The organism is Anaerobutyricum hallii (assembly GCF_900209925.1).
GTDB classification, from domain to species: domain Bacteria; phylum Bacillota; class Clostridia; order Lachnospirales; family Lachnospiraceae; genus Anaerobutyricum; species Anaerobutyricum soehngenii.
This window is the reverse complement of record NZ_LT907978.1, coordinates 2,118,965-2,130,887: the sequence shown is the minus strand read 5'-3', so window position 1 is coordinate 2,130,887 and position 11,923 is coordinate 2,118,965. Positions and strand designations below refer to the sequence as shown.

Below are 11,923 nucleotides of genomic sequence, written 5' to 3'. Positions count from 1 at the left end.
CGGTTGACGGAAAACAGCAGTTTTTAAAAATAAATGCCTATCAGGCAAAGACAGGATAAAAAGGAGAAGTGTTGTATGAAGATGAGAAGAACGGCTTGCTGGGGGCGCAAGGGTGTGTGCGTTTTGCTGGCTGTTTTTGTGTTTATAGGCCTATGCCCGCTGGGTAATATGCCGGTTTGTGCACAGGAAAAACAGCCCGAAACCGTAGAAGGTGTTCAAGCAGTGGCGGATGCTTTTTCTGCTGATAAAAAAGAACAGGAGAGAGATACTCCTGCTCCAGCTGGAAAAACAGTAGCAGATTTGGCTGAAGGAGAGGATGCAGAGGGGAATGATGCAGCAGAAGAAACAACCACAGAGGAAGAAAAGAAAGATAAAGTCACCAAGGAAGATCCTGAGACGGATAATAAGACAGAAGTTCCGGAGGAGCCGGTAACAAAGGAAGAAGCCAAAGAATGCACAACAGAAAAAACAGAGGAGGCTTCCACAGCAGAAGAAAAAGGATCATCGAAAGAAGAGGTCCGAAAATATCTGCAGCTCGGCAGGGCTTACGGCATTGGGATCCCTCTGGAGACTGTGGAAACCACGGAACAAAAGGAAGAGACTGTTTCCGATAAAGCGGAGAAAAAAACCGTTTCCGCTGAAATAAAATCGGAGAAAACAGCGGAATCATTAAACCCGTCTGTGGACACCGTACTTGCTAATGTCCGTTCCTATATGCTGAGTGTCGATACGGATCCGGATTACAACAGCATTTGGAACGTGATCGGCATGACCAGGAGCGGTCTGGGGGTTCCTGCCAGTTATACGGAAACCTTCTATAAAAATGTTTATGCATACCTGGAAGAAAATAACTGGATTTTGACAAAGACAAAATATACGGAGTATTCCAAACTGATCCTTGCCCTGACTGCAATAGGGAAAGATGCCCAGAACATAGGCGGCCATAACCTGCTTGCTAATCTATCTGATTTTACAGATATAAAGTATCAAGGATTTAACGGACCGATCTGGGCACTGATCGCGCTGAACAGCCATCCGTCCTATACTATTCCGATAAACCCTGATGCAGAGGAACAAACAACAGAAGAGGGCCTGATCAAATATCTGTTAGGAAGAGAAACATCAAAAGGCGGCTGGACCCTTGCCGGAAATGAGCCGGATGTGGATATCACCGGCATGACGATCCAGGCTCTTGCCCCGTATTATGAAACAAGTGTAAATGTGAAAGGTGCCATCAACCGTGCGGTAGAATGGCTGGCATCTGTCCAGCTTACGAGCGGCGGATATGCGACCATGGGGACAGAGACCTCGGAGAGCACAGCCCAGGTCATCACCGCCCTGTCAGCCATCGGCATTGATCCGGCAACGGATGACCGTTTTATCAATGAGAACGGCAAGTGGCCCCTGACAGGACTGTTCCAGTATTATCTGCCGGAAGGCGGCTTCATGCACGTGGCTGCCGGTGCAGGAAATAACGGAGGTGGAGAAGGCGGGACCTTAAACGGCATGGCGACGGAACAGGGCATGTATGCCACTGTGGCATATAAACGGATGCTGCAGGGTAAGACTGCCCTGTATGATATGAGTGATGTGACCATTACGGCAGGGGAAAAGGTGGAGGCTTCTTCCACAGGAAACAGTACCGGAAACACCGAATCAATAAAGGAAGCAGGCGGGACAACGACCTCGCTGACTGTCCCGGTATCCCAGATCGTGCTGGATTACAGCTCCATCACTATAGTAAAAGGAAAGACAAAGAAACTGACGGCAGTGGCGTCCCCGTCCAATGCTACTAATAAAGAAGTCAAATGGTCTTCTTCGAATAAGAAGGTGGCAACGGTCACCCAGAAGGGAAAAGTGAAAGGCGTCAAGGCAGGCTCTGCCGTGATCACTGTCACGGCAAAAGACGGAAGTGGTATCTCGGCGTCCTGCATCGTGAAAGTGAACGCGACCCCTACGGCAGCAGCTTCTTCTTCCGGAAGCAGCACAGGGACAAGCGGCACTGCGACAACGAAAAAGCTCGGAACTGCAACGACGAAATCCCTCGGGACATCATCAGCTGGTGCATCCGGGACAGCTACAGAAAACGGGAAAACGGAAGCAGGGGGCTGGTCCTTTACAGGGGCAGACTATGTTCCGGAAAGTTACGACAGTGGTGACACTATACCGTTGATAACAGAAGCAGAAGCGGAAGTCCCGGCTGCAGCGGCAGAAAAAAGCTGGCAGGACAAGACCATCAAGCTGGAGATTCCTATGGGTTCAGTCTTCTATGCAGGAGTCGGAGGGACCGGCCTACTGGCCTTTGAGGCGCTGATCTGGTTTATATGGAAGAAAAGAAAAGGGAAGGTGACGTTGGAATGATTAGACCGGAAACAACAAATCAGAAATACAGTAAGAAAAATACGATCAGGGGCAGGCTTCTTGCTTTTCTCTTGGCTTTTGTACTTGTCCTAGCTGTTGGCTGTGGAAGTGCAAAAGACGGAAGTGAGGGCAGCACCGGTGCAGACGGTACTGCAGGGGGGGCTGGAAACGTGGAGACCCTGCAGGATATCAATGAGGTCCCAGAAGACGGCGTGATCACAAAAGAACAGTTTGCCACCGTTGCCGGGCAGGACAGACAGGTGCAGTTCACCGGGCAGACGGAGGATGGGATCTCCTATGTCTGGACTTATGATGCATCCAAGATCCAGAACCCGGAAGACCAGAACCTGAAGATCAATTTTACAACAGAGGGACTGGATGAGATCAAAAAACAGGCTAACAATGCCAATGATGCTTTAATGATGACCATGAATGGGAAAGGCGTGATCAGTGTCCCAACCCTGCAGGTGACCCTACCGTCAGCCTGGGAGTCCGATACAGGGCTCCTCTTAAAGGAACAGGGAGGAAATCTGGCTAAGATGAGTGATGTTACCATTGCAGCAGACATGGAGAATGGTTCTACGGTGCTGACCATGAATGTCTCCACACTGGACGGCGACTGCTATGTGGTAGGCGGGATCACCGGTACCCAGAATAAGGGGGCAGACGGTGCCAACGATGCTGTAGGCTCCTCCGGCGGAAGTTCCGTCAGCGGTTCCGGAAACAGCAGTTCATCGGGAAACAGTTCTGACACTGGCTCTGGTGATTCCTCCGATGGTGACGTGAAGAACAGTGAGAGCTCTGCCACCGTCCATACCTGTACCATCTCCATCAGCTGTTCCACCATCTTAAACAACATGGGCAATCTGACCGCAGGAAAGGAAGAGTTCGTGCCTTCCAATGGGCAGATCCTCGCTCCGTCCACGATAGAGTTCACCGAAGGGGAGAGCGTCCATGATGTTTTAAAACGGGTATGCAAAGAAGCGGGGATCCATATGGAATCCACCTATACCCCGATGTACGATACCGCATATGTGGAAGGAATCAACCAGCTTTACGAATTTGACTGCGGCGAGCTGTCCGGCTGGATGTACAATGTCAACGGGTGGTTCCCGAACTACGGCTGCAGTAAATACAAGGTGGAAGACGGCGATGTGATCAACTGGGTCTATACCTGTAATCTTGGAAAAGACGTTGGGGACAACTCAATGTATTAAGGAGTGGCCATGAAAGATACATTTTCGACTTACCATCCGTTATTAAATATGCTGTATTTTGTGGGGAATATCGGGATCACAGTCTTTGTGACCCATCCGGTCCTCCTGGGGATCTCCTTTGTATCGGGAATCGCCTATTCTTTCCTGCTGAAAGGAGTAAAGCATACTTTAAAGTTCAACTTGTGCTTTTCCATCCCGGCGATGGCCATCGTGGCGCTGATCAATCCCATGTTCAACCACTACGGTGTTACCATCATCGGCTACCTGTATAACGGGAATCCGTTTACCCTCGAGAGCTGTGTGTATGGCGTCATCATGGCACTGATGCTCGCCTGCACCCTGATCTGGTTTTCCTGCTATACGGAAGTGATGACTTCTGATAAGTTCATCTATCTCTTTGGAAAGATCATCCCGGCCCTCTCTCTGGTGCTGTCCATGTGTCTCCGATTTGTGCCACGGTTTGTCCGCCAGATGGGCGTGATCTCAGACGGACAGAAATGCATCGGGCGAAGTACGAAGAACGGCAGCCTGGTCAAACGGGCGAAACATGGGATCACGATCTTCTCCATCCTTGTGACGTGGGCGCTGGAAAATGCCATTGAGACTGCGGATTCCATGAAATGCCGGGGGTATGGTGAGAAGGGCAGGACTGCCTTTTCCATCTACCGTTTTGATAAAAGGGACAGCCTGTGTCTTTTGTTCATGGCCGTCTCCTTCGGGCTGACCCTCTTTGGGGCTTCCCGGGGATATGCCTTTTCCAGGTTCAATCCGAGGATCATCATAGAGGGAGTTCCCCTCACCCCGGGCAGTGCCTTGGTATTCGGCTCTTACCTCATTTTCTGCCTGATGCCGGTCGTTATGGAACTGTCTGACCGGCAGATGTGGAAGCTGCGGAGAAAAGACATACAGAAACAGGCGATAGGAGGATACCGTTTATGGGAAGCATAAAGAAGAAAGGAACATTTTTAGAGATCCAGGATCTTTCTTTCGCATATCCTGAGGAAGAAAAACGCGCACTGGATCATGTGAACCTAACAATAGAAGAAGGGGAGTTTCTGGTGCTTTGCGGAAGGAGCGGGTGCGGCAAGAGTACCCTTCTCACCCACCTGAAGACGCCGCTGACTCCCCATGGGAAACGGAAAGGGGAGATCCTCTTTCAGGGGATGCCCCTTTCCGATATGAGCAACCGGGACCAGAGCCGGAAGATCGGATATGTCCTGCAGAACCCGGATAACCAGATCGTCACAGACAAAGTCTGGCATGAACTGGCCTTCGGTCTGGAGAGCCTCGGGTACTCCACGCCGGACATCCGTATACGTGTGGCGGAGATGGCAAGCTATTTCGGAATCCAGGACTGGTTCTACAAAAACGTGGCGGAACTTTCCGGAGGGCAGAAGCAGCTCTTAAACCTGGCATCCATCATGGCCATGCATCCAGACCTGCTTGTCCTGGATGAACCCACTTCCCAGCTGGATCCCATCGCAGCCTCCGATTTCCTGGAGACTGTAAAGAAGATCAACCGGGACCTGGGGACTACCATCATCCTGACAGAGCACCGGTTAGAGGAAGTCTTCCCGTCTGCAGACCGGGTGGCCGTTATGGAGGAAGGGACCATCCTCGCAGAAGGAAGCCCGTCCCATATCGGGCAGGTCTTAAAGGAAAAAGACCATGAGATGTTCCTGGCCATGCCGGTACCGATGCAGATCTATTCCATGGTGGATGCAGATGTACCAGTGGAATGCCCGGTCACCGTCCGGGATGGAAGGAAATGGCTGGATGCCGTCTGCGAAAAAAAAGGCATTCTGCCGGAAGAAAAAAGGGAATCTGCCCATGGACCGGAAGGAAAGCATTCTATTCATTCCGGGAAAGGGCAGGACAAAGGAGAAGAGAGGGAAGTCCTCCTGGAATGCAGGGATGTTTGGTTCCGGTATGAAAAGGACACGCCGGACGTGGTGAAGGGCCTGAACCTTTCCCTATATAAAGGGGAATTTTACTGCCTTTTGGGAGGAAACGGGACCGGAAAAACCACCACCCTTTCCCTGATTAGCCGCCTCCGGAAACCTTACCGGGGGAAGATCCTCCTGGGCGGAAAGGATATACGCCGCTATACAGACAGGGAACTGTTCCACGGCTTTTTAGGCGTGCTCCCACAAAACCCGCAGTCCCTTTTTGTGAAAAAGACAGTCGAACTGGAACTCTTTGAGATGGTGGGAGGAAAGAAAGAACGGAAAAATGACGAATATAACCTGTCACTGGAAAAGAAGGATGTAGTGGACGGCATCATGCAGGTGACCCATCTGGAAGGACTCCTCCACCGACATCCCTATGACCTTTCCGGAGGGGAACAGCAGAGGCTGGCCCTGGCAAAGATCCTGCTGCTCCGGCCGAAGCTCCTCCTGATGGACGAGCCGACCAAAGGTCTGGACAGTTATTTTAAAAAGGAATTTGCAGATATCCTGGCCCTCTTAAAGGAGCAGGGGGTGACCATCTTCATGATCTCCCATGATATCGAATTCTGCGCCAGCCATGCGGACCGGTGCGGACTGTTCTTTGATGGCAGCGTGGCGGCATCCGGGACTCCGGAAGCCTTCTTTGCCGGAAATAATTTTTATACGACAGCAGCCAACCGGATGGCGAGAAAATATTTTCCAATGGCAGTGACCGGAAAGGATGTGGCAGAATGTCTCAGACAGCAAACGAAGAATTCCTGAAGCAGTTTTATCAGGCGGAAGAGACCCAAACAGACAGCCTGGGGAAAAGGGTGGCATCTGCAGTCCTCCCGGAAAGCGCAGCCAGACATAAAAAGAAAAAACGGCTGGAAGAGATGAGACAGGCGGTGGAGGACCTCAGGGAAGAAGGCGGAGCCGGAGACCAGGTCCTGTATGATGATATATTTGAAGTGGATTCCGAAGCATTTATCACTACGGAAAAAAGAAAACTGTCCAAAAGGACAAAAGTAAGCCTATTCCTCCTTCTTGTGATGATCCCGGTCACCATCGCCATCGGGGTCATCCGTTTCCGGGGTACCGCTTACGATGCGGGGACCCTCCTGCAGACCATTTTTGGGAGCCGGGTCTACTACTTCATCAGCCTGGTAATCATGGTGTATGCGCTGATCCCGTTCTTTATGGTATTTGAGGGGAGAAAACCTCAGGCAAGGGAGATGATCGTCCTGGCGACCATGGCCGCTCTGGCCTGTGCCGGAAGGGCAGCTTTCTTCATGTTACCCAGCTTTAAACCGATCGTTGCCATCGTCATCATCAGCGGCATCGCCTTTGGGGGTGAAGCCGGATTCCTGGTGGGGGCAGTCACGATGCTGGTCAGCAATTTCCTCTTTGGACAGGGACCGTGGACCCCGTGGCAGATGTTCGCCATGGGATTTATCGGGTTCCTCACTGGGATCCTCCACCAGAAAGGCCTGCTCCCTGCAAAACGCCTGACCCTCTGCTTTTACGGATTTCTGGTGACCTTTTTCATCTATGGCGGCATCATGAACCCGGCGGCCCTCTTCATGAGCGTTTATGAATTTACCTGGAGCGGCCTGCTGGCAATCTACATATCCGGCGTGCCGGTGGACCTGGTCCATGCCACCTCAACCTTTCTCTTTTTGTGGATCGGTGCAAGGCCGTTATTGGAAAAACTTCAGAGAATCAAGATAAAATACGGATTACTATAGTAGGTAATTGCGAAACTCGCTAAGCTCGTTCTCAATCTTGAACTTAAACAGGGAAGGATTCGTGCAGAGCACGAATCCTAGAATAAAAAGTGGATAACCGGACATTTTAGGCGCACTTTAATAAGCCCTCGGCTTTATGGAGTTGGTAAGTCCTAGGCTATGAAAGATTTTAAACTTCTGATGTATTGTCGTTGATGGATTTTGTCGGCAACAACTACAGTTAGTAACTGTGATATACCAGCAAGAAGTAAATCTGCATGAAGTGTTTTTTTGTTTGTTGTTTTTCGATTGGCGACACAAAAACTGTCTTTAAAGTGGTTGATTGATTTTTCAACATTTACTCGGATTTTGTAAGTGTCATCCCATTCCTGTGAGCCGCGTTCCACACCGGGGTATGCTCTAAGGTTTTTTTCGAGATAAACGTAAATCATTCTACCACAGGAAGAAGTTGTACATGGATTATCGCAGTGGCACACCCGTCGTTTTGATTTGTCTTCACGATTGTATTCCCATTTCATTTTGGGACATACAAATTTCATGGTCGGAAGATTATTTCTTAAGTGAGACTTGCTACCTTCCCGTTTCATAGGGAGTGAAGGATCATGAGGACAGCAGGGAATACCATTTTCATTGAATGTATAATCCACGTTATCCAGTGACAGTTTTACCTTTAAAGGGATAAATGCTTTTTGAAATTTAAAATCTTCAAATAAGGATTTGTAGATTTCAATCGTATCAAAGGCAGCATCACCAAGAAATATCTTAGGATTGATAAGAGGGTGCCGTTCTTTGAAATCTTTAAGGGTTGGAATCAAGGCTTTCGAATCGGCAAGTGATTTATCTTCATCAGGAGATTTTGATTTCTTTTCAACAATGATGTCAGGATGAGAAGCAAGATAATCCTTGTTATAAAAATCAATGGAGCGAACAATGCCAAGTCCATTGGTCGTAATGCCAAATTTATAAGCATAGCAGAAATGACCATTCACATACTGCTGCTTTACTTCTGGGTTAGCAGCGGCGGATGCAGGCATAGAGGCATAGGCTGCCTTGTAAGGATCATACGAATCATCGAAGTTATGAGCTTTAGCATAGGACTTAAGCTGTTTCATAATGCGGTTAGCGTATTTTGGATTGTTTTCAGTCACATATGCTTCAATTCCTGAAGTATCAAACAAAAGCATAGAGGCGAGATTACCGTCAATGTCCTGGCAGATTGGCTCCGTGATATCTACGAGATTGTCAAAAACTGATTGTAAGTCCATTAAAAAATCCTGTTTAAAGCGAGTGATTTTTGAAGCGTCAGGAACTTTAGTAAAGCCACAGAATTCCCTCAGGTGTCTGGAATAATGAAGGAAGATTAACAGGAGAGAATCTGTTGGAATAGAAAAGAGGCGTTGTATAATCAAAGCCCAAAGCATTGCATTCAAAGGATATTTACGATTTCTGCCAGTGGATGCGTAGTAATGCTTGTAAAAAGAAGTCGGAATAATTTTATCAAGGTCAATGTGATTTTCGAGCAGAGTAAGGAAATGAGGTTTGTCAGATTCATAAATATCTTTACAATCTTCAAAAATATCTGCCAAAGAGAGTTGTTTTTGTGGTATCATAGATATATCTCCTTTCGGGGCGTGGTTTATGGTTTCTAGTCAACTCCATTATATCACAAACCGTGAGGAGATTTTTATTTTCAGCAACAAAAAATGTCGTATTTATGCGGCTTGTGGCGTTTCGCAAATGCCTAATTACTATAGTAGGTAATTGCGAAACTCGCGATGCTCGTTCGCAATCTTGAACTTAAACAGGGAAGGATTCGTGCTTAGCACGAATCCTGGAATAAAAAGTGGATAACCGGACATTTTAGGCGCACTTTAATAAGCCCTCGGCTTTATGGAGTTGGTAAGTCCTAGGCTATGAAAGATTTTAAACTTCTGATGTATTGTCGTTGATGGATTTTGTCGGCAACAACTACAGTTAATAACTGTGATATACCAGCAAGAAGTAAATCTGCATGAAGTGTTTTTTCGTTTGTTGTTTTTCGGTTAGCGACACAAAAACTGTCTTTAAAGTGGTTGATTGATTTTTCAACATTTACTCGGATTTTGTAAGTGTCATCCCATTCCTGTGAGCCACGCTCCACGCCGGGGTATGCTCTAAGGTTTTTTTCGGGATAAACGTAAATCATTCTGCCACAGGAAGAAGTTGTACATGGATTATCGCAGTGGCACACCCGTCGTTTTGATTTGTCTTCACGATTGTATTCCCGTTTCATTTTGGGACACACAAATTTCATGGTCGGAAGATTACTTCTTAAGTGAGACTTGCTACCTTCCCGTTTCATAGGGAGTGAAGGATCATGAGGACAGCAGGGAATACCATTTTCATTGAATGTATAATCCACGTTATCCAGTGAAAGTTTTACCTTTAAAGGAATAAATGCTTTTTGAAATTTAAAATCTTCAAATAAGGATTTGTAGATTTCAATCGTATCAAAGGCAGCATCACCAAGAAATATCTTGGGATTGATAAGAGGGTGCCGTTCTTTGAAATCTTTAAGGGTTGGAATCAAGGCTTTCGAATCGGCAAGTGATTTATCTTCATCGGGAGATTTTGATTTCTTTTCAACAATGATGTCAGGGTGAGAATCCAGATAATCCTTGTTATAAAAATCAATGGAGCGAACAATGCCAAGTCCATTGGTCGTAATGCCAAATTTATAAGCATAGCAGAAATGACCATTCACATACTGTTGCTTTACTTCATGGTTAGCAGCGGCGGATGCAGGCATAGAGGCATAGGCTGCCTTGTAAGGATCATAAGAATCATCGAAGTTATGAGCTTTAGCATAGGACTTAAGCTGTTTAATAATGCGGTTGGCGTATTTGGGATTGTTTTCAGTCACATATGCTTTAATCCCTGAAGTATCAAACAAAAGCATAGAGGCGAGATTACCGTTAATGTCCTGGCAGATTGGTTCTGTGATATCTACGAGATTATCAAAAACTGATTGTAAGTCCATTAAAAAATCCTGTTTGAAACGAGTGATTTTTGAAGCGTCAGGAACTTTAGTAAAGCCACAGAATTCCCTCAGATGTCTGGAATAATGAAGGAAGATTAACAGGAGGGAATCTGTTGGAATAGAAAAGAGGCGTTGAATAATCAAAGCCCAAAGCATTGCATGCAAAGGATATTTACGATTTCTTCCAGTGGATGCGTAGTAATGCTTGTAAAAAGAAGTCGGAATAATTTTATCAAGGTCAATGTGATTTTCGAGCAGAGTAAGGAAATGAGGTTTGTCAGATTCATAAATATCTTTACAATCTTCAAAAATATCTGCCAAAGAGAGTTGTTTTTGTGGTATCATAGACATATCTCCTTTCGGGGCGTGATTTATGGTTTCTAGTCAACTCCATTATATCACAAACCGTGAGGAGATTTTTATTTTTAACAACAAAAAAATGACGTATTTATGCGACTTGTGGCGTTTCGCAAACGCCTAAATTACTATAGATAGGAAAGGAGATGATTACAGTGGGATATTTACCGGAATGCAGATCCATGAATTTTTCTGTATATTCAGGGATGCTGGACCGATATAAAGACAGTGATGATATCAAAAATGCCTGCAGAAAAGCAGGACTGAACGGGCTGGAAGTGATCCTGGCGGGGGAATCCGACCAGGGAAAGATCCTGCCGGAGATGGTCAACGGGGTCCACTTGTATTTCCATATATTCTGGATGGATTACTGGCTGGGCAACTATGAACGCCTCGACCGGGAATTTGATTCCAGGGAGCAGTGGATCGACTATTATGGAGGGCAGGACAGGGAAGCCTATCTGAACTTCCTGCGGAATGATTTGAGATATGCGGAAGAGAATGGTGCCAGATATGTGGTCTTCCACGTCTCGGAAGTGACACTTCGGGAAAGCTATCAGTACAAGTACCGGTATACGGATGAAGAGGTGATCGATGCATCCCTGGAGATCATCAATACCCTGCTGGATGAACATGAATACCCTTTCGATTTCCTTGTGGAAAATCTCTGGTGGAGTGGCCTTGACATGAAGACCCCGGCATTGACAAAAAAGCTGGTGGAAGGGATCCATAGCGAACGAAAGGGGATCATGCTTGACCTGGGCCACTACATGAACACAAACAGTGACTTAAGGACACCGGAAGATGCGGTGGCCTACGTCAATGCCATGCTGGATGCCCACGAAGAGGCAGGATGCCCGGTCACAGACTGGATCAAGGGGATCCATCTCCAAATGTCCCTTGGTGGGGAATACGTCAAAAAGCAGAAAGCAGAATGGGAGCAGGCTCCCATGAACTTTGACGACTATCCGTTCTATGAGCTTTTTCAGCTCGCCTACGAACACGCCTGTAATATTGACCTCCATCAGCCGTTCCTCGGCGAAGGCGTGAAAGAACTCATTGAGCGGATACATCCGGACTATGTGACAGAGGAGTTCCAGCAGAACAGCCGGGAAGAATACGAGCAGTTTGCAGAAGCACAGGGAAAACTGTTGGGATATATTGAATAAAGATGAATATTATTTTCATGAGAGAAGGATATTGAGTTTATGATTCGATATCCTTTTCGTTACTGCGAAAGAGATATTTAAGAACGCTTCGGCGTTCTTGCTGCGAGATGTGCATTATGCGTTA

General features: G+C 47.1%; 6 protein-coding genes and 2 pseudogenes. 6 read left to right on the top strand and 2 right to left on the bottom strand.

Going from position 1 to position 11,923, the window contains the following annotated elements:
- Positions 1-75: 75 nt before the first annotated feature.
- Genes EHLA_RS09730 through EHLA_RS09710 form a run of 5 tightly spaced genes read left to right on the top strand, consistent with a single transcriptional unit; the run spans position 76 to position 7,254 of the window.
- Positions 76-2,361, top strand: a complete 2,286-nt coding sequence (locus tag EHLA_RS09730) for an Ig-like domain-containing protein (RefSeq protein WP_157908573.1) — start codon at positions 76-78, stop codon at positions 2,359-2,361.
- Positions 2,358-3,578: a DUF4430 domain-containing protein gene (locus EHLA_RS09725; protein ID WP_173854284.1), complete on the top strand. Its 1,221-nt coding sequence runs from the start codon at positions 2,358-2,360 to the stop codon at positions 3,576-3,578. The genes EHLA_RS09730 and EHLA_RS09725 overlap by 4 nt, the downstream gene beginning before the upstream one ends.
- A 9-nt stretch (positions 3,579-3,587) precedes the next feature.
- Positions 3,588-4,526 carry an energy-coupling factor transporter transmembrane component T gene (locus EHLA_RS09720; protein ID WP_096240616.1) on the top strand — a complete coding sequence of 313 codons (939 nt, stop codon included), beginning with the start codon at positions 3,588-3,590 and terminating at the stop codon, positions 4,524-4,526.
- On the top strand, positions 4,514-6,289 hold the full coding sequence (locus EHLA_RS09715) for an ABC transporter ATP-binding protein (RefSeq protein WP_096240614.1): 1,776 nt from the start codon (positions 4,514-4,516) through the stop codon (positions 6,287-6,289). The genes EHLA_RS09720 and EHLA_RS09715 overlap by 13 nt, the downstream gene beginning before the upstream one ends.
- Positions 6,259-7,254 (top strand): ECF transporter S component, encoded by a 996-nt coding sequence (locus EHLA_RS09710; protein ID WP_096240612.1) that lies wholly within the window; start codon positions 6,259-6,261, stop codon positions 7,252-7,254. The genes EHLA_RS09715 and EHLA_RS09710 overlap by 31 nt, the downstream gene beginning before the upstream one ends.
- Positions 7,255-7,474: 220 nt before the next feature.
- Here the strand turns inward: EHLA_RS09710 and EHLA_RS09705 are convergent.
- Positions 7,475-8,864: pseudogene (locus EHLA_RS09705) on the bottom strand (transposase).
- 364 nt (positions 8,865-9,228) lie between these two features.
- Positions 9,229-10,618: pseudogene (locus tag EHLA_RS09700) on the bottom strand (transposase).
- Positions 10,619-10,785: 167 nt separating this feature from the next.
- On the opposite strand from EHLA_RS09700, the gene EHLA_RS09695 reads away from it, so the two are divergent.
- The gene (locus EHLA_RS09695) at positions 10,786-11,799 is read left to right on the top strand and encodes a TIM barrel protein (protein WP_157908572.1); all 1,014 of its coding nucleotides are present in this window, start codon (positions 10,786-10,788) and stop codon (positions 11,797-11,799) included.
- Positions 11,800-11,923: the final 124 nt, after the last annotated feature.

Excerpts from the sequence above, each read along its gene's own strand:
- EHLA_RS09730 (WP_157908573.1), top strand. The coding sequence starts at position 76 with ATGAAGATGAGAAGAACGGCTTGCTGGGGGCGCAAGGGTGTGTGCGTT.
- EHLA_RS09725 (WP_173854284.1), top strand. The coding sequence starts at position 2,358 with ATGATTAGACCGGAAACAACAAATCAGAAATACAGTAAGAAAAATACG.
- EHLA_RS09720 (WP_096240616.1), top strand. The coding sequence starts at position 3,588 with ATGAAAGATACATTTTCGACTTACCATCCGTTATTAAATATGCTGTAT.
- EHLA_RS09715 (WP_096240614.1), top strand. The coding sequence starts at position 4,514 with ATGGGAAGCATAAAGAAGAAAGGAACATTTTTAGAGATCCAGGATCTT.
- EHLA_RS09710 (WP_096240612.1), top strand. The coding sequence starts at position 6,259 with ATGTCTCAGACAGCAAACGAAGAATTCCTGAAGCAGTTTTATCAGGCG.